The organism is Marinomonas balearica (assembly GCF_004362145.1).
GTDB lineage: Bacteria > Pseudomonadota > Gammaproteobacteria > Pseudomonadales > Marinomonadaceae > Marinomonas > Marinomonas balearica.
Genome location: NZ_SNXC01000010.1, coordinates 295827 through 313882 on the forward strand (window position 1 = coordinate 295827; position 18056 = coordinate 313882).

18 protein-coding genes and 8 tRNA genes are annotated in these 18056 nt (G+C 43.2%); 16 read left to right on the plus strand and 10 right to left on the minus strand.

Going from position 1 to position 18056, the window contains the following annotated elements:
* Positions 1 to 30: 30 nt before the first annotated feature.
* The 3 genes from DFP79_RS06485 to DFP79_RS06495 all read left to right on the plus strand — a co-directional run bounded on the left by DFP79_RS06485 (position 31) and on the right by DFP79_RS06495 (position 2532).
* On the plus strand, positions 31 to 927 hold the full coding sequence (locus tag DFP79_RS06485) for an isochorismatase (RefSeq protein WP_133503125.1): 897 nt from the start codon (positions 31 to 33) through the stop codon (positions 925 to 927).
* Positions 924 to 1745: a 2,3-dihydro-2,3-dihydroxybenzoate dehydrogenase gene (gene dhbA / locus DFP79_RS06490; RefSeq protein ID WP_133503126.1), complete on the plus strand. Its 822-nt coding sequence runs from the start codon at positions 924 to 926 to the stop codon at positions 1743 to 1745. Before DFP79_RS06485 ends, dhbA begins: the two co-directional genes overlap by 4 nt.
* Before the next feature lie 94 nt (positions 1746 to 1839).
* A complete protein-coding gene (locus DFP79_RS06495; protein ID WP_133503127.1) occupies positions 1840 to 2532 on the plus strand; it encodes a 4'-phosphopantetheinyl transferase family protein in 693 nt (230 codons plus the stop codon).
* 21 nt (positions 2533 to 2553) lie between these two features.
* Here DFP79_RS06495 and DFP79_RS06500 read toward each other — a convergent pair whose 3' ends face one another.
* The 6 genes from DFP79_RS06500 to hpf form a co-directional block, all read right to left on the minus strand.
* On the minus strand, positions 2554 to 2880 hold the full coding sequence (locus tag DFP79_RS06500; RefSeq protein WP_133503128.1) for a TusE/DsrC/DsvC family sulfur relay protein: 327 nt from the start codon (positions 2878 to 2880) through the stop codon (positions 2554 to 2556).
* 79 nt (positions 2881 to 2959) lie between these two features.
* Positions 2960 to 3253 (minus strand): DsrH/TusB family sulfur metabolism protein, encoded by a 294-nt coding sequence (locus DFP79_RS06505; RefSeq protein ID WP_166637659.1) that lies wholly within the window; start codon positions 3251 to 3253, stop codon positions 2960 to 2962.
* 10 nt (positions 3254 to 3263) lie between these two features.
* Positions 3264 to 3617, minus strand: coding sequence for a DsrE family protein (locus DFP79_RS06510; RefSeq protein ID WP_133503130.1), 354 nt, complete (start codon positions 3615 to 3617; stop codon positions 3264 to 3266).
* A gap of 26 nt (positions 3618 to 3643) precedes the next feature.
* Entirely contained in the window at positions 3644 to 4087 is a 444-nt protein-coding gene (tusD, locus tag DFP79_RS06515) for a sulfurtransferase complex subunit TusD (RefSeq protein ID WP_243730216.1), read from the minus strand.
* A gap of 101 nt (positions 4088 to 4188) precedes the next feature.
* A complete protein-coding gene (locus DFP79_RS06520; protein WP_133503131.1) occupies positions 4189 to 4845 on the minus strand; it encodes a Bax inhibitor-1/YccA family protein in 657 nt (218 codons plus the stop codon).
* A gap of 257 nt (positions 4846 to 5102) precedes the next feature.
* A complete protein-coding gene (gene hpf / locus DFP79_RS06525; protein ID WP_133503132.1) occupies positions 5103 to 5420 on the minus strand; it encodes a ribosome hibernation-promoting factor, HPF/YfiA family in 318 nt (105 codons plus the stop codon).
* Positions 5421 to 5610: 190 nt separating this feature from the next.
* Here hpf and DFP79_RS06530 point away from each other — a divergent pair, with 190 nt between their 5' ends.
* From DFP79_RS06530 to DFP79_RS06580, 11 genes are all read left to right on the plus strand, one after another.
* Positions 5611 to 6582, plus strand: a complete 972-nt coding sequence (locus DFP79_RS06530; RefSeq protein ID WP_133503133.1) for a DnaT-like ssDNA-binding domain-containing protein — start codon at positions 5611 to 5613, stop codon at positions 6580 to 6582.
* Positions 6533 to 7312, plus strand: a complete 780-nt coding sequence (locus DFP79_RS06535; RefSeq protein WP_133503134.1) for a replication protein P — start codon at positions 6533 to 6535, stop codon at positions 7310 to 7312. Before DFP79_RS06530 ends, DFP79_RS06535 begins: the two co-directional genes overlap by 50 nt.
* Positions 7313 to 7460: 148 nt before the next feature.
* The gene (locus DFP79_RS06540) at positions 7461 to 8102 is read left to right on the plus strand and encodes a response regulator (RefSeq protein WP_133503135.1); all 642 of its coding nucleotides are present in this window, start codon (positions 7461 to 7463) and stop codon (positions 8100 to 8102) included.
* Between the two features lie 53 nt (positions 8103 to 8155).
* Positions 8156 to 9979 (plus strand): excinuclease ABC subunit UvrC, encoded by a 1824-nt coding sequence (gene uvrC, locus DFP79_RS06545; protein ID WP_133503136.1) that lies wholly within the window; start codon positions 8156 to 8158, stop codon positions 9977 to 9979.
* A gap of 126 nt (positions 9980 to 10105) precedes the next feature.
* Complete coding sequence (pgsA, locus tag DFP79_RS06550) at positions 10106 to 10687, plus strand: CDP-diacylglycerol--glycerol-3-phosphate 3-phosphatidyltransferase (protein WP_133503137.1); 582 nt, start codon at positions 10106 to 10108, stop codon at positions 10685 to 10687.
* Positions 10688 to 10760: 73 nt separating this feature from the next.
* Positions 10761 to 10835 (plus strand) — tRNA-Gly (locus DFP79_RS06555).
* 23 nt (positions 10836 to 10858) lie between these two features.
* Positions 10859 to 10932 (plus strand) — tRNA-Cys (locus DFP79_RS06560).
* 14 nt (positions 10933 to 10946) lie between these two features.
* Positions 10947 to 11033, plus strand: a tRNA-Leu gene (locus DFP79_RS06565).
* Between the two features lie 86 nt (positions 11034 to 11119).
* A tRNA-Gly gene (locus DFP79_RS06570) sits at positions 11120 to 11194 on the plus strand.
* A 29-nt stretch (positions 11195 to 11223) separates the two neighbouring features.
* Positions 11224 to 11297, plus strand: a tRNA-Cys gene (locus DFP79_RS06575).
* Positions 11298 to 11310: 13 nt separating this feature from the next.
* Positions 11311 to 11397, plus strand: a tRNA-Leu gene (locus DFP79_RS06580).
* Positions 11398 to 11862: 465 nt separating this feature from the next.
* On the opposite strand, the gene DFP79_RS06585 is transcribed toward DFP79_RS06580, so the two are convergent.
* Both DFP79_RS06585 and DFP79_RS06590 read right to left on the minus strand, forming a co-directional pair.
* Positions 11863 to 13509: an SNIPE associated domain-containing protein gene (locus DFP79_RS06585; protein WP_133503138.1), complete on the minus strand. Its 1647-nt coding sequence runs from the start codon at positions 13507 to 13509 to the stop codon at positions 11863 to 11865.
* 309 nt (positions 13510 to 13818) lie between these two features.
* Positions 13819 to 15450 carry a methyl-accepting chemotaxis protein gene (locus tag DFP79_RS06590; RefSeq protein ID WP_133503139.1) on the minus strand — a complete coding sequence of 544 codons (1632 nt, stop codon included), beginning with the start codon at positions 15448 to 15450 and terminating at the stop codon, positions 13819 to 13821.
* Positions 15451 to 15759: 309 nt separating this feature from the next.
* Between DFP79_RS06590 and DFP79_RS06595 the strand changes: the two genes are divergently transcribed.
* Positions 15760 to 16185: an acyl-CoA thioesterase gene (locus tag DFP79_RS06595; RefSeq protein ID WP_133503140.1), complete on the plus strand. Its 426-nt coding sequence runs from the start codon at positions 15760 to 15762 to the stop codon at positions 16183 to 16185.
* Positions 16186 to 16246: 61 nt separating this feature from the next.
* On the opposite strand, the gene DFP79_RS06600 is transcribed toward DFP79_RS06595, so the two are convergent.
* Positions 16247 to 16331: transfer RNA gene (locus tag DFP79_RS06600), tRNA-Leu, on the minus strand.
* 104 nt (positions 16332 to 16435) lie between these two features.
* Positions 16436 to 17668, minus strand: coding sequence for an EAL and HDOD domain-containing protein (locus DFP79_RS06605; protein ID WP_133503141.1), 1233 nt, complete (start codon positions 17666 to 17668; stop codon positions 16436 to 16438).
* A 241-nt stretch (positions 17669 to 17909) separates the two neighbouring features.
* On the opposite strand from DFP79_RS06605, the gene DFP79_RS06610 reads away from it, so the two are divergent.
* A tRNA-Ala gene (locus DFP79_RS06610) sits at positions 17910 to 17985 on the plus strand.
* Positions 17986 to 18056: the final 71 nt, after the last annotated feature.

Genomic DNA, 18056 nt, shown 5'->3' on the forward strand with positions numbered 1-18056 from the left:
ACGACTAAATACAGTAAACAAGGATTTGATATGGCTATTTCATCTATTGCGACTTACCCAATGCCAGAAGCCGATAGCTTTCCAGAGGGAAAGGTTGATTGGAAGCTTGACCCAAACCGAGCGGTCTTCCTCATCCATGATATGCAAGCGTACTTTCTTCGCTTTTATGATCAAGACTCAGAACTTATCACAACATTAAAGCGAAACCTTGCGGATATAAAAGCGTTTTGCCATAAGCACGATATTCCGGTTGTTTATACGGCGCAGCCAAAGGATCAAAAGCCGGAGGATCGAGCGTTACTGAATGATATGTGGGGCAGTGGTTTAAATGATTACCCAGAATTGCAGCCAGTCGTGAGTGAGCTAACCCCAAGTAAGCAAGATACTGTATTGGTAAAGTGGCGTTACAGTGCGTTTCATCGCTCCAATTTACAAGAAATGATGCAGAGCTGGGGAAGAGATCAACTTATTATTGGCGGTATCTACGCCCACATAGGTTGTATGATCAGTGCAGCAGATGCCTTTATGAGAGACATTCAGCCTTTTGTGGTGGGCGACGCAATGGCGGATTTTAGTGAAGATGAGCATGAGATGGCGCTCAAATACACCGCGGGACGAACGGGTCGAGTTGTTTCTACCCAAGACGTTCTTTTATCCGCTAAAAGTCACGCTCAAGCATCCACTTTGACGTTTTCAGCATTAAAATCACAGATTTTAGAGCTATTGGACGATGACGATGTGCCCGACTTTGAAGAGAGTGATGAGCTGATTGATTATGGTGTGGATTCTATTCAGATTATGAGCTTTGTGACGCAATGGCGTGAGCTAGGGATAGACGTGACTTTTGCTGAATTGGCGCAAGCGTCTTCTTTAAATGGCTGGTGGGCGCTGGTTCAGAGTAAGCAGCATAAGGAAGTGATCGAATGACCACAGATAGAACGACCAAGGAGCAGGCGACATTTAATAGTGCTGTTGCTTATGACCCTTTGGATTTTACAGGGAAAACGATATGGGTAACGGGCGCAGGGCGTGGAATTGGGCGGGAAGTTGTGCGTCAGTTTCTGATGAGAGGCGCTACGGTCATAGGTTTTGATGTTCGATTTGAGCACGATGACCGAAACAGCCGCTTTGCCTATTCTTGTATTTTGCTCGATGTAAGTGATGAAAAGTCCGTTGCCAGTGAGGTGTCTTCTCTAATCCGCAATAATGAGGGGCCAGATGTTCTGATAAATGCGGCTGGTATTCTCAAAATGGGCGCCTTGGAACATACGTCGCTAGAAGATTTTAAAAAGTGTTTTGACGTGAATGCGGGAGGTGTTTTTTTAATGCTAAAAAACACGCTTGAGTATTTTAAAGAGAAAAAATCTGGGTGTATTGTGTCAGTTAGCTCAAATGCGGCAAAAGTACCGCGCATCAATATGGCCGCATATTGTGCTTCGAAAGCCGCTTTGTCTGCGTTAAATCATACAGCGGCTCTTGAACTAGCGCCTTTTGGTGTTCGTTGTAATTTAGTGTGCCCCGGATCAACGGATACTCCGATGCAGAGATTGTTATGGACAAGTGAAGAGGCAGAAGCCAACACCATTCAAGGATTCCCAGAGCAATTTAAACTGGGGATTCCATTAGGGAAAATAGCCCAACCAAGTGAAATTGCTCAAACGATCTTGTTTTTTGCCTCGTCCATGTCGAGCCATATTACCATGCAAGATGTTGTAGTAGACGGCGGAGCAACGCTAAATGTTTAACTGAAGCGAGCGATTACACTGAAACTTATAGGTAGAAGTGCTGGTGAATAAAATTTTTTGAACGCTCCTAGAGCCTGCATGGTAAGGCGTTGGCATGACAAAGGTATCTGATCTCTACTTACAAGCAGGGGTGTTCGTCCCCGTTTCATATTTTCAGTATTCTCCTGAGAGACTAAGCGACTATGAGGCGTTATTTTTCGGAGACTTCCCTGAAGGTTATGAAAAATGGGTGGTTAAACGTAAAGCGAGTTTTGTAGCAGGGCGCTTAGCAGTCCAGAACTTGTTGCAACATGTGAATATTCCCAATGTTGTCATTTCGCGTGCGGAAGATGGAAGCCCAATCTGGCCAAAAGGCTGGAAAGGAAGTATTGCGCACGCTGACAATCAAGCCGTCGCGTGCGTGATTTCACATGATCTAAAAAACAGTAAAAATCTAACCGGTTTAGGGATCGACGTTGAAAATTTAGAAAAATCCAACCTATTGTTTGAAACGCAAAAGATGATCGCGAACGATGGCGAAGTGATTCTGTTAGAGAGTAGGGGATACGCAAGAGATATTGCTTTGACAATGATATTTTCAATTAAAGAAAGCGTATTCAAAGCAGTGTATCCCGCTTATGGTAAATATTTTGATTTTCTTGATGCAGAGCTTATTTCTGCCAGTGATTCGAATGAGTGGCAAGTGCGTCTTACCACTCATCTGTCAGACATATTTCCAAAAGGCTTTACATTACGAGTTAAAGCTTGGATTGAAAACGAGTGCGTCTATTCGTACAGTTATTGGTGAGCTTGGGCTTCTAAGGTGCCATTATAAGCAATTTGCTGGTTTGGGAAGTCCCGCGATTTTAGCGCTTAGCTTAGGAGGGCTGCCGGGAAACAGTGTCATTAGGTAAATGCTTTTGCCTTTATCTGCTCCCAGTTTCTTTGCCACCGCTTTAACTAATGGACGCATCGCTGGGGAAACTTCAAATTCCTTGTAGAACTTCCTAAGCAAATGAATAATTTCCCAGTGCGCTTGTGTAAGACTAACGCCCTCAATCGTGGCAATTTCTTCCGCCAAAGATTCGTTCCAGTCTTCCAAATTCAGCAAATAGCCTTCTTCATCCAGAGCTAAGTTTTCATATTTCGGTTGCATGTATAAGTCGTGTTCCAACTGAGGTTATTCGTATTGTTTAGGTTTAAGGTCTTGATTGTATCAAACGAATGTTTTTGTATTACCAGCTGATAATGCGTTCGCACGAAGCGGTTAATTCCAACCATTGGTTATCGTCAATGATGGTATAAACGGATTCATCGACACTCAGACCGTGGGCTTTTACATCACAAGATCTAACGTACAGTGTTACGGATTTGTCGATCGACAGACCCGTCATAGTTGGGTTGGCTTTAAGCGATCTTAGAACACCTGACTCAAATAATAAGACAGAATCACCATCTTGTAACGATAGGAGCCAGTCTCGCTCTACCGGTGAAGTGTAATGGGGTCTGTTGATTTGATGTAACGTCATGTTCATTTCCTCAAAACCGGATAATCTGAGAATGGGTCTGTAGCATCTTTGCCCAAGCATTCTGGTCAAGTGATGTGACGCCTTCCCAAAGCGCATGTTTGCTGTTGTATAGCTCGATATCAGATTGAAGCGCGTAAACGTCATCGATATCGTAAAACTCAAGTCCGTCCAGCAGTTTATACAAATGCTTTCCGTGTTCTTTCTCGGGAGATTGTGATTCAAGTAACAGGCTGACACCCTCTCCAGAAAAGGCGAGTGATACAGGCTGTTCGAAGGTTCCAAGTACCAGCGCGAGATCAAGGCCCTCTTTTGCGCTGGTTGTTTCATACGCAGAGGAGGAAAAAAGAATGAGTGTTTTTTGCATATCTGGATTCCTAATTCATTGACTCACTAACGAAACTGAACGACTTTATCAGCCTGACTGTTTAATTCTACCCAAGTGCCAAGCCCTTCCAATTGAAAGCTGTTTGAGCAGTTCTGTCCATCAAGCTCATGACGCTTGCTTTCAGCTTCATTCAATATGCCCCGCCTTATGCCAGCAGCAATGCATATATACAGCGGGCAGGTAGCGGTTTTATGAAAATCTTCCCATTGTGCGAGTAGGTTGTATTCATCACGGGGCGGATTGGCGAAGCAGTTCGCTACGGCGACACTTTCTTCATAAAAAAAGATGCCTAAAAGTTCATGCTCGGGGTGGGCATGAATGCATTTTGCAAACGCAAGTGCAGAGTGGCAAGCCTTGGATTGAGTAGGGTGACCCGTGACTAAAAGAGCGTATTTCATGATGTAGTGTATTAACTGCCTGACTTCAGTGGACGAATGATGACCCGACACAAACGGAATCGAATGGATGGTATCAATAAAAAAGGCCGCAGTCAGCGGCCTTTTTAGTTTTGTTATTTCTCTATGATATTGACTATCACAGTGTCAATCGATTAGTCGTCGTTTGACATGCCAAGTAGAGCAAGAATGCTCAAGAACATGTTGTACAAAGAAACATACAAAGTCACAGCAGCTGTGATGTAGTTTGTTTCGCCACCGCGTACGATTTGGCTTGTCTGTAGCAAAATGACAGCGCCAGAGAACAATGCAAAACCCGCAGAGATGAATAATTGCAAAGCCGGCATTTGGATAAAGATGCCTGCGATCATTGCAAATACTAGTACGAAAAAGCCGACGGTAATGAAGCCACCTAAGAAACTAAAGTCTTTCTTAGAAATTAGAGCGTAAGCAGAAAGGCCTAAGAAGGATAAGCCCGTGATGCCTAGTGCGCTCATAATCAAGCTTGCACCACCAGGAATGCTAAGGTAGGCATTCAAAACAGGGCCGAGCGTTAAGCCCATAAAACCTGTTAATGCGAATACGCACAACAAGCCAATCGCGCTGTTTTGGAATTTATGAGTTAGGAATAGAAGACCGTAAAAACCTACCAAGGTAATAATTAAACCGGGATGAGGTAAGTTTAAGGTCACGCTTAAGCCCGCAGTGAATGCGCTAAAAAGTAGCGTCAGTGCCAACAGGCCATATGTATTTCGAAGTGTCTTATTGACGACCTCTGATGATGGTACCGAAATAGCGTCTGTATAACGCATTGGGGTTCTCCTTAAGGTTTAGGTCTTTACTATAGACATAATATGGGGGGTTAAGTTCTAAACTTCAAGGAACAATTTGTTATAGAGATATGAAACCGAGCCTTAGAAGGTCTCTCTGAATGTACTTGAGTGCGGGTTGTGTTTACATTTCGTTGTGGTTTAAGACTATAAAGAGGGCTCTTAGATGCAAAAACGCCCTCTTTATAGAGGGCGCAGTGTTTGAAATATTCAATTCGTTAGATTGTTAAAACGAAATATTAAGAGGCGACAACAGATTTGTGTGTATTCGCGGTCAGTTTGGTTTTGTGTTTTTCAACTTGCCTAACAAGCTTGTCGATCATACCGTCAATCGCATGAAACAGTCTTTCTTCGGAGGTGGCGGCGGCGAATATTTCCTTGCCTGGTAAATGAACTCTAGCTTCAGCTTTTTGTTCCTTGCTATCTTTCATTAACGTGACATTCACAGAGGTAATTTGATCACTAAGTTTTGATACCTTTTCAAGTTTTTCATTAACATGATCTTTTATCGCGGGAGTGATATCGATGTGATGGCCTGTGATGTTAATTGTATGCATACAACTTTCTCCTCAGTATAGGCGTGTCGCGAAGTGGAATGAAATACTACTCTTTTGTTGCGACACAACTTCAGCATAGAAGGGCGAGTTTTTGCTGTCAACAGCAAAAAAGTTCAATGACATACCTTCGTCATAGTCTTATGTTAAAAGCAAAAAATCTTCTTGATATCGTCTCTAACTTAGAGTTATCGTGGTAAATGGTGCCCATTCTGGTAAACTACTTCGCCCACGATTTTTAGTGATTCCTATGCACGATTCTGAGTTTACATTGCCGTTATCATTCAAGCTCGCAAGCGAGATTGGGTTAGAGGAGAGCGTCTTGTTGTCGTTTTTAAGGCAACATGCTTTTATGAGCAGAAACACTGTCCTGCATTTCCCAGATGACACGCTGACTTCGTTGTTGTCGTTTTGGACCACACCTATCCTCATTAGGCATTTGAATAGCCTACAAGCGATGGGGCAATTGAAGTTCCGACGAACAGAAACCGGAATTGACGTTCAGCTTGCGACGCAGACAGGGGCTGCTCAATCTGCCAATGCTTCTTTGGAGGCGGCTCATTCGCAGAGCGCTCAGCCGAATGGTTACTCATCTCAAGTAGAAAACGATGTTGTTTCAAAAGTTGGAAAACTTCAGCGCGCAGCAAAAGAGAAGGGGAGTATGGCCCCGAACGAAGGATATTCGGCAAACAGGGTTACGCCAGCTGCGCGGGTAAAAAGCCCCGGGTCTCAGCCTCGGCATACTCAGCCAATGGCGCAGAATCACAGCGCTCAAACCGATTCGAATTTTTCATCGGGCTATCCTGCGCAACAAGATCGTCGCGGTGTTTCTGATTTTGATATCTATCTTGAGCAAAAAGAGCGAACGCGCCAGCCAGATCAATGGCTACCAGAAGAAGCGACCATTGAACAAATTTGTCAATCTGGCATCCCTCGTCAGTTTGCAGTGGAGCTCCAGACTGAATTTTTGCTACGCATCAGAGAACAGCGTAAAAATGTGCGTACGTGGAACAGCGAATTTTTCAAATACGTAAAACGACAATGGCAATATAAACAATCAGATAGGCAGTCCTATGAAGGAACCTCAGTCAGCTCACCATCTGGCAAATCCTCTCGTGAGCAAATTAGCAGCGCCCTCACAAACATCCACGACACAGACTGGTAACGCTTCGGACGCCGGGCGCAATTCGGCAGACAGTGCCCAACAAACAGAAGAAGAGCAAAGAACCCGCCTGCTCGTGAATATGCTGTTTGCTCGCTTTAAAGCAATATACACTCATAAATTTGCATCAGCATACAGCACCACAGAAGAAGTTAAGCTTGCCAAACGTGAATGGGCGATTGCTCTTAAAGGTTTTAAAGAGCCTTTGTTAGCGTATGCGGTAGAGAGAGCAAAAGAGCAATTTGCGTGGCCGCCTTCTATTTCGGAATTTCTAAAAGTCATTCACTCAGCTTACAAAGCCTATGGAATGGCAGACCCTCGCAGTGCGTACGCAGAAGCCGCTCGTTGCCGAATTGATCCAAGAGAGTTTAATTGGTCTCATCCAGTGGTTTTTCATGCGGGTTGTGACGTCGGCTGGTTTAAATTGAAGACCGAAGAAGAACACGTAACTTGGTCTGTATTTGAGAAAGCCTACTTGTCTTTGGTTGATCGAGTAATTGAAGGCGAAAACTTCAGCATTCCCACTGTGACACTGATTGAAAATAAAGCGACATTGAACGTTGCTCAGATCATCACGGAGATTGCAGCGACAATATCTGTATCAGAAGATGAAATTGCGCCAATCATGTACTATCTTCATAAAACGCCTAATACATTGATTCGTAAGCAGTATCGAGAGCGTGCAAAAAATCAACTGATTACAATGGGATATAAAGAAAACATCCCTGATTAAGGCGATAAATGTTTAAAAACGTAAACAATGTAACCAAATGCATATATTTATCTAGGCTGAAACGGCGCTAAGAGATAATATAAAGACAAAGTAAAAGACAACCAAAAAGACTGTAAAAGCTATAAATGTATTGGGTGGTGAGACAACAGTGCACAAGATACTCATAGTGGATGACCACGATTTAGTGTGTGAAGGATTAAAAAGAGTGTTGCAGGATGCGCCGGAATTGGCGGTAATTGGTGTGGCTCACAGCGGAGAAGAAGCTCTGGATTTTATTCGTAAAGAGCAACCCAATATCGTTCTTATGGATGTACACATGCCAGGAATTGGCGGGCTAGGGGCAACAGTGGAGATTACACGTCGTTACCCTTCTATCAAGGTCGTTGCTTTATCGGCTATGGACGACAATCCATACCCTACAAAATTGATCGAAGCAGGAGCAAGTGGTTACGTTACAAAAGGTGCGGAATCATTGGAGCTGCTAGATGCAATTGATACAGTATCGAAGGGTGAGCGTTACATATCAAAAAGTGTGGCCCAAAAAATTGCGTTAGCAAAAACATCATCGGTCGACGGCGATTCTCCGTTGCACGCTTTATCTGAAAGAGAGCTTCAGGTAGCGCAGATGATAGTGGATTGTAAAAAATCGAACGAAATAGCCGATCAATTAAATGTTAGCCCAAAAACAGTAAGCACATACAGAGCACGTATCTTCTCGAAGCTAAACATAGAAAGTGATGTTGAACTTGCGCGATTGGCGATGCGTTACAACATTCTCGGCCTAGGTTAATGTAAGTAGGCTGCTTCTTCGCAAGTATATCAAAACGTATAAAACGAGGCTGCGTGGACAATTCAGAGTTTGACCCTAAGCATTTTGTCCGTCATTTAACGGCAAGGCCTGGGGTCTATCGAATGTACGGTAAGGATGAATTGCTGTACGTTGGTAAAGCAAAAAACTTAAAAAATCGAGTTTCCAGTTATTTCCGGGCAACAGGTTTAACGACAAAAACCATGGCTCTGGTCAGTCGTATTGATGCGATCGAAGTGACCATCACGAAAAGTGAAACCGAAGCACTTTTGCTTGAGCAAACTCTGATCAAGCAGCATCGTCCTCCTTATAATATCTTACTTCGTGATGATAAATCCTATCCTTATATCTTATTGTCTAACCATGATCACCCCGCGCTTCTATTCAGGAGAGGTGGTAAAAAGGGAGAGGGTAAGTTATATGGGCCATTCCCTAGTGGCACCGCAGTAAGAGAGAGTTTGAGCACCATGCAAAAGGTGTTTAAAGTTCGTCAATGTGAAGATTCGTATTACGCAAACCGCGCCCGCCCATGCCTTCAATATCAAATCAAACGTTGCTCTGGCCCTTGTGTAGAAGGTCTGATTTCAGATGCAGAATACGCAACCGATGTGCGCCATGCGCGTATGTTCTTAGAAGGGAAAAACCAAGAATTAGTCAGTGAAATTACAACGCAGATGAAAGCTGCTGCTGTTGATATGGAGTTTGAGCGAGCGGCGGAGTTGAGAGATCAGGTTGTACAGCTCAAACACATACAAGAAGAACAGCATGTGTATGGGCAAAGCGGCGATGCTGATATTGTCGCGGCGATTATCCAACCCGGTGGGCTATGTGTTCACCTTATGCTGGTTCGTCAGGGTAAAGTAACAGGAAGCAAAAGCTACTACCCTAAAATGCCGATTGAAATATCAGAAGCGGAATTACTTAGTAATTTTGTCGCTCAATTTTATTTGTCTGGCGGGCAAGAGCTGCCAAAATCGATTATTTTAAGTCACGATATGGAAGACATAGACGTACTCCAAGCGGCGCTATTTGAAACATCAAAACGGAAAATAGAATTGACCTCTCAGGTAAGAGGACAGCGTGCTCGTTGGCTTGATCTTGCCAAATTGAATGCCGAGCAAGGTTTGCAGGCTAGGTTAATGGATAAGCGCAATCACTTCAGTCGAATTGCGGCCTTGCAAAAAGTGTTAGGCTTTAAATCGCCCCCAAATCACATGGAGTGTTTTGATATCAGCCACTCAAGTGGTGAAGCGACAGTGGCGTCATGTGTTGTGTTTGGACCGGAAGGGCCTGATAAAAAACGTTATCGCTCCTTTAACATAGAAGGTGTCGAGCCGGGTGACGACTATGGTGCGATGAAGCAAGCTCTTCAGCGTCGATATAAAAGAGTTAAAGACGGAGAGATTGATGCTCCTGATGTGTTGTTGATAGACGGAGGCAAAGGTCAGTTAACTCAGGCAGAAGATGTGCTGAAAGAGTTAGGATTGGTTGATATATTCCTACTTGGCGTTGCTAAAGGGGATACTCGAAAGCCCGGGCTTGAAACGCTCTATATCGGCTCAAAGGAAGATGAGGTTGTATTGCCTCCAGACTCCTCCGCGCTCCATCTTATTCAGCATATTCGAGATGAAGCCCACCGGTTTGCTGTAAAAAGCCATCGCAGACGGCGGGATAAAAAGCGTCGTCATTCTGTGTTGGAAAATATTCCTGGAGTTGGAGAAACTCGCCGGAAAGCGCTCCTAACCTCCTTTGGAGGCTATCAGGAGTTACTTGCTGCAAGTCAGGAGGAAATCGCAAAAGTAAAAGGAATCAGTGCAAAAAAGGCAGAAGAGATATACCAATACCTTCATAAAAGTTAAGCTAAGTACCTGATTGGATCCTCAATACTGATAGATCAGGGTGTAACCTTAAAAATGAAACACTCATGTGTTAACTCTTGTTTAGATCCGAAAATTTTTCATTAAGCTGTATTTGTTTGGAAAACAATGAACATACCTAATATTCTGACATCACTTCGCATTTTTATGATTCCTATAATGGTAGGTTTGTACTTCCTACCTTGGGAAGGGAAATATCACACCTGCGCAATAATTTTTGCCATTGCTGCGTTTACGGATTGGTTGGATGGCTTCTTAGCAAGAAAACTCGATCAGGCAACGCCGTTTGGCGCATTCTTTGATCCGGTCGCAGATAAGGTCATGGTGTCGGTTGCGTTGGCACTCTTGATTGCAAGCTATTCTAACCCATTGATGACGTTGGCAGGCGCCGTCATTATCGGCAGAGAGATCGTCATTTCAGCTTTGAGAGAGTGGATGGCGGAAATCGGTAAACGCGCAAGTGTGGCCGTTTCTTATGTTGGTAAGCTAAAAACTTCAATGCAAATGTTGGCAATTGTTATCTTGCTTGGCAATAAGCCAGAAACAGAATGGGCAAACGTAGGTGAGTGGGTGTTGGTTGTTGCCGCCTTACTGACACTTTGGTCTATGTATGTGTATTTGAAAGCGGCTTGGCCTGAGCTGATGCCAAACAAAGCAGATGATACTGACGCAAACGAAAAAAATAGCTAAGTAGGCAATTTATTTAGATTTTTCCCTTGACCTCAAGGCTAAAATCCATAAAATATGCACCACTTCTTGAGACGCGGGAATAGCTCAGTGGTAGAGCACAACCTTGCCAAGGTTGGGGTCGCGAGTTCGAGCCTCGTTTCCCGCTCCATCTCAAAAAGTTTCTGAATATTAGGCCGGATGGCAGAGTGGTCATGCAGCGGACTGCAACTCCGTTTACGCCGGTTCGATTCCGACTCCGGCCTCCATTCAGAAAAGTACTGCCCGGGTGGCGAAATTGGTAGACGCACAAGACTTAAAATCTTGCGATAGAAATATCGTACCGGTTCGATTCCGGTCCCGGGCACCATTTGGTGCCTTTTTTAGTTTTACACTTCTAAAGCTAATCTTTACCATAAAGTATCAAATAAGTACGATCCGAGATAAATGCAGTGTGCGGGAATAGCTCAGTGGTAGAGCACAACCTTGCCAAGGTTGGGGTCGCGAGTTCGAGCCTCGTTTCCCGCTCCATCTTTATCTCAAAAAATTTCTGAATATCAGGCCGGATGGCAGAGTGGTCATGCAGCGGACTGCAACTCCGTGTACGCCGGTTCGATTCCGACTCCGGCCTCCATTCAGAAAGCAATGCCCGGGTGGCGAAATTGGTAGACGCACAAGACTTAAAATCTTGCGATAGAAATATCGTACCGGTTCGATTCCGGTCCCGGGCACCATTTGGTGCCTTTTTTTATGCCTGTCTTTTATTCCTTTTCCAGTAGCTCTGTTGCGTAGTGGTGCCTAACAGGTCTAGCGCGCTCTAAGCTTCTTCGTAGCAAATTATCGCTCGCACCTCGAAATAAACAATTTATCGAACCCTTCAAGGAATGCAGTATTTATTCCATAGAATTCTAGTGGCGCGCTTTTTGTTGATACGGGGATATGCGGCAGATCTCGCAAAAATACTGCTTAGCTGTTTGAGTATGGTGTAGATGTTTGGTGAGGTTTGGCTCTTTCGGCCATAAAATAATAGTTGGCCAGAGTTGTGTGTGAAGCTGAGAATCGATTGTGTGTGCCTGTGTTGCTTTATTTGGCTTTTATCGCAGCCACTAATGCGTTACCTAGGCTTTGTATAAAACCATAAATATCAGGCATTTGGAGAAATGAGGAGCCTAACCATTCAACGAATGTGGCTCCTATTCTTAAGCTGTGGCTTTTTCGTTGTTTAGTAGCGCCATTTCTTTCTCGATAGCTAATGACTCTCTATACTCCTCGGCATCTGCTTTCATTGTCCAATGAATATCTGTGATGCCTTCTGCTTCAATAGCGCTTTTTATATCTGAAAGTGGCAATTTGAAAAACTCTTTTCTCGGGTTAACTTTATTCACTGATTGAGTGTAGAAGGCTTTGTGTAGTGCCTTCTCAAGTGATGGCGCATCTTTAGAAAATATCATTGCATGTACGTCAAAGCCAAACGGTACAGAAGCATCGCCCAGTTCTTTTACTCGATCAAGTGGTTCAAGTCTCCTTGTCATCCCTACTTTATAGATATGTTCCCCAAAGCTGCCAATATTACTAATAATATAGACGTGTCCTTGCTTGGTTTGTTGGGCCATAGAGATCGCTCGTTGTCCTTTCAGCTCCGCTTCAGATAGCTTTAATTCAAGCTCTGCAAGTTGTGCTTCATATTGTTTCTTTTGGTCATCCGATGCGTCGGATAGCTCTTTTCGTGCCTTTTCTAATGCTTTTTGAAGTAATCGTTCTTCCTTTTCAGCTTCTTTTATAGCTTTCTCCATCTCGCGGCGTGCTTTGTCTTCTTCGCGGATTTGTTCTCTAATAGCTCTTTGTTCCGCGAGCGCTTGCTGTTTGAGTTCATGAGTGGCGACTGCCCACTTTAGTTCATCTAGACGAGCATCTAAAAACTCTCGTGATATGCGGGCGTTTCTAAAGGGTTTTCCGTTATGATTTACAAGGGAGAAGGCGTCGATAATCTCTTGTTTAATCTTTCCTAAGTTATCATGCTTCACCTTTGATAGCGCAGAATCGACCTTGCCATTAAATGCATCAATTACAAAATGAATAGCATATTTGCGTCGGTTTGGTTCGGCGTAATCGCAGTCGGCTGCTCTGCCGATACTAATTAACTCTTTAATGCGCTTGCGTTGGGTTTTTAGTTGTTCACCGGCTTCTTTGTGGCTGAATTCTTCTGCCAGTTCATCTAGTACGGTGTGGTTTGGGATTATGTAATCGTCTTTGTAGCCATCAATAGCATTCTGCATCGCTATGATTGCGTCTTGATAGTGATCGGCTTTACTTTTCGCTTCGAGTGCTTCGCCAGCTATATCTTGAGCGCGTTTGTTGGCGTATTCGATTATTCTATCTGATTCGGCTAATGCTTCGCTTTTTAGTTGTTCTGATTTTTCTAGTGCTTTTTCTTGGGTCTCTTTTCCATTTCGTCGCAGAAGTTGAGCTTCTTCTTTAGCATCTAGTATGAGTGATGCGGCCTCTTCTTGGGCGCTATTAACGATTGTATAAGCGTCATCTTTGCTCTTTTGAATTGCCTTACGTGCTTTTTCATCTGCTTCAGCTAAAGCAACGCGTGCTGTTTCCGTAAGTTCAGTTGCCTCGTTCCTGAGTTGTTCTGCCTCGACTTCCGCGTCAAAAATTGGAGAAAGCTTTTGTCTTAATGATTCAACTTCACTTTGGCATTTCGAGTTCCTGTCACTTAGGTTATTAAATCGTTTTTTGAAGGTACGTGCTCGAATCCAAAAAAAGATTGCTAGGCAGACAGGAGAGAGGAGGATGAGGGATCCAATAATTGCTCCAGCAGTCGATGTGTTCTGTTCCATGAATGTGCTCCCTGTACGATGGAGTTCCAATATAACGTAACTTCTAGAGAAATAAAATGTGATGTATTACGTTATTGAATCAATAGGATTTCGGTGTCGTTGAGGTAGAAAGCACAAAGTCATCTTTAGGTCGGAAGGAGTTTTATCGCTGGTGTGATTGGGTTTTGTGGGGGTGAGTTAAGTCTTGCAGTAGATCACGATACGAATGCTTGTAAAACCATAAATATCAGGTGTTTGGAGAAATGAGGAGCCTAACCATTCAACGAATGTGGCTCCTGCTGTGTTCAGGTTCTCAAGTTGCTTTCAAGTTTAAATTTTGAATTTGCTTACTTGTCCATTTAAGTCCGACGCTAATACCATGAGTTGGTCGCTGGCGTCTGAAAGTTGCTCGGCTCCTTTGGCTGTATCTTGTGCAGAGTTGCTGATTCTTGTTAGGGAGGAGTTGATCTCCTCTGATACTAAATGTTGTTGCTCGCTGGCTGAAGCAATGTGTGTGTTCATTTCCGTGTTATTGCTGATTGATTGCGTAATATCAACAAAGCTTTGGCTGGCTTCAGTTGCTTTGATGCCAACTTGGTCAGTTTCTTCTCTGCTCGTTTCTACTGATTGTACTGCGATACGTGTACCTTGTTGAAGCTTTTCGATTGTGCTTTGTATTTCAGTGGTTGACGTCTGTGTTCGCTGTGCCAGAGTTCTTACTTCATCCGCTACGACTGCAAACCCACGCCCCTGTTCCCCAGCGCGTGCCGCTTCTATAGCCGCATTGAGTGCAAGTAAATTAGTTTGCTCTGCAATGTCGTTGATGACATTAACCACTGAGTTGATGTTAAGAGTGTCGTTATCCACAGATTTTATTTGGCTAACAACGTTTTCCATATTGTTCTTTAGGGAGCTTGCAGCATGGACGGTGCTTTCCATTACGGCGTTACCACTATCTGCTTTATCTTGCATGATTTTTGTATTTTGATTGGCTTGTTTGGCCTGGTCTGCAACCTCTAATGAAGTCGAAACCATTTCATTCATTGCACTCGAAACATGTTCAATCTCTTCTCTTTGGCTGTTTATGTTTTTGCCTGCCATTGAGCTGATCGAGGTCATTTGAGAAGCAGCGCTAGTCAGTTGTTGAGTGGCATTACTGATTCCTGAAATTAGAATGCGTTGCTGCTCTTGCATGTGATTAAAATTTGCTGCAATTCTCGCGAGTTCATTCTTTCCTTTGCTTTCAATGTGTACTGTTAGGTCTGATTCCGTTGATACCTTTCGCATGGCATTATTGAGTATGTCGAGTGGTGTGATGATCGATTTGTTTATGACATAGCCCGAAATAATAAGGAGTACGATAATAAGTGCGGTCAGCACCCAAAGCAGTATTGTCTGCTCTTTGTAGTCGGATTGGATGTCTTCACGTTCTTGCTTAGCTTCGGTTAGCTGTAAAGCCACGAGTTCGGTGATTTTTTCGCTGATTGGATCAATGGTTTTATACAGTGGGCCATTAAATGCGCTGACTGTGTTCTTTAGATCTGCTTCAGTGGTATTTTTTAATGCGTTTTCTAGTTGGTCTAACGAATTGTTTGCATCTATAAATAATGCTTCGGCTTCATGGGCTAACTTTGCTTCTTCGGGTTTGAGAGCGGTCGCCATGTATTTTTGCCACTTTTGCTTAATCTCGCTTCTTGCTTGCTGTATTCCTCTAAGTGCTTCTGGGCCCGTCATAAGTCCAGCGTCGGCTTTGTTAACAGCATCGATCACAAAGACTGCGTAGTTATCTGCAATGGTTTTTAGGTCTTCTAAAGGAATGACCCTGTCTTCATAAATTCGCCCGACGCCTTCGTTAGCTTGCTTTAGGTCAGATAAAGAAATCAAGACGACTGCAATTATGCCAATAAGTGGTAGTAAGGAATTGAGGTTTAACCTTGTTTGAATCTTTAGATTTTTAAGCATGCTGTCTCGTCCTTTGGATGTAAAAAAATCGGCGTTGACTATAAAGTGCCATTAGTTATTTTTATAATTTCCATAGGATATATCTATTATGTCTTAAATCTATAGTTGCTAATTCACGGGTTTTAGGTTGTTGTGGTTTCTCATTCAATCATTCAATCTGGAAATTGAAGCTTAGAGGTTATTGGAGGTATCTCCATTAGTTGTGAATCAGGCTTCTAAAAATTGCCTTAAAAAACATTGCTCTTCAAAGTGCTAGGGATTGGTGCTTATGTCATAATGAACTTATGTATAAAAAAGTAGAGGCAAGTTATGTCGAGTGAACCAGAGTCAAAAGGGCGTTTAACAACACGTACAGTGGCAATGCCAGCAGATACGAATCCAGCAGGTGATATTTTTGGTGGATGGGTTGTTTCCCAAATGGACTTGGCAGCAGGAATATGTGCAGGGCAACGCGCTCAGACGCGAGTTGTAACTGTATCGATCGACGGCATGAGTTTTATTCGTCCCGTTAAGGTTGGAGATATCTTGGGGGTATACACCTACGTTGAATCTATTGGTCGAACGTCAATGAATATCCACGTAGAGGCTTGGGTTCGCCGTGGTCGAATCGGTCATCGGGAGAAGGTTACAGAGGCATCGTTCAAGTTTGTGGCAATTGATGATGATGGTAAGTCTATGCCGATACCGGCTGAAGAAGATCTGCCTGATTACGTTGATTTGAATTCGGATTTCTAAAAGGCATGAAAAAAGCCACTTAATCATAGATTAAGTGGCTTTTAAAATTTGAGGTCTTCGTTGGTACCAGTGGGCGGACTCGAACCGCCACGCCGTGAGGCAACGGATTTTGAATCCGTCATGTCTACCAATTCCATCACACTGGCGCGAAAACGTGGTGCGTATTCTATGGTTTTTTGACAAAGTGTCAATCACCAATGTTAAAAAAAACCTAAAAAAATCAAACAATTCAAAAAATTACGATAATTGTCTACTTTGCGAGCGATATGATTTCATTTGACCAGCGCGTAGCTTCCAGAAAAGCCGTATTTAGTTTGCTCAGTGATTCTTTTGGGAGTTGACTTAGCACTTCCCAATCTTGCTGTTCTTGAGCCAAGGTAAAATACAAGACTTTGCCTAAGTTGCCATTATAGTGGCTGATGGCATGGCAAAGCTCATCGCTCAATGCGATGTTTTTGAGACCTTCGAGTGTTTCTATGCCAAAGAGAAGGTCGATTGAAGAGAGCAGGCCAACAATAAAAGCCTTATCTGCATCAACATGCTGTAAGTCTTCCGCAAGCAATTGATTGCATCTCGCTCTTACAAGCGATGTTTTGAGAGACCCATTCTTGATATCGTCATTGGCGGTAAGTGTTAGGATAGTCGCCCAGCACTTTAACTGCGCCAACCCAATAAATACCACGACTTCTTTTATTGTTTCGACCTGTTTAGGAACGCCACACAATGGGCTTTTGAGAATTCTAAGAAATTGAAATGAGAGTTGGGGGCTGCGTTCTACAATGCTCACGACTTCATCGATCGAAACATCATCATTTTGTAAAATACTCACCAAATTTAATGAGTCTTTTACATGGGATTCAATTTTTTTCCCCTTAATGATTTCGGGTTTTTGGAAATAATAGCCTTGATAGAGATCAAAACCGATTGCCTTACATTGCTCAAACATCGTTTGGTCTTCGACTTTTTCTGCAATTAAAGAAATGCCCATGGCCTTTAACTTCGAAATTTGGTCTTTGTGTTGATCTGGAGGCGTGGCAATGACATCTACTTTTATGATCGTAATGTGTGGCAGTAATGGGTCGTACTCTTCGTTAAAGAAATAATCATCAAGAACAAAACGGTATCCTGCATTTCGCCATCGTTGTACCGCCGCAATAAAGTCATCTGTGATGATTTGATTCTCTAAAATTTCGATAAATACCGTTTCACTTGGCATCGGTAAAAAGGCATCTGAGAGAATCAAATCACGAGACATATTAATGAAGAATGGATCAGACAGCTCATCGTCGTGTTGGCTGATTCCCATGCATAGGTTCACTAACACTTGGCTAGTAGCGACTTCATTGCTATTAAAAATGGCTTCGTTTTGGGGGCGATCACGAAACAATAATTCGTACGCAAAAATGGATTGGTCTTCATAGAAAATCGGCTGCTGAGCCATTAATAGGTCGCCCAGAGTTTGTTTTAATTCTTCTGAGTTCATCGAGCTTCCTTCCTACTGCATATGAAATTAGGATCTGACTATATAATCAAAAATTATCTTTGATTGCAATTTGAACAATTCCCTATCTCCATTAACTATATCCGTGAAATGCAAATTCGCCATCGCGACATGTAATTTAATGTTGTTCCATAAGTATTTTTGGCAATGTAAGTAAAGGATTTTTTTATGTGTAGTCTTGACAGGTAAGAGCACTCTCAATAAAATTCCGCTTACTTTTTGAGGGGCTATAGCTCAGCTGGGAGAGCGCCTCGCTGGCAGCGAGGAGGTCAGCGGTTCGATCCCGCTTAGCTCCACCAAAAAGTTCCTATCTTTTTACGTCTTTTATCGAATAAAACCCTCATTCTGTTTAGAATTCATTGAGTTACTG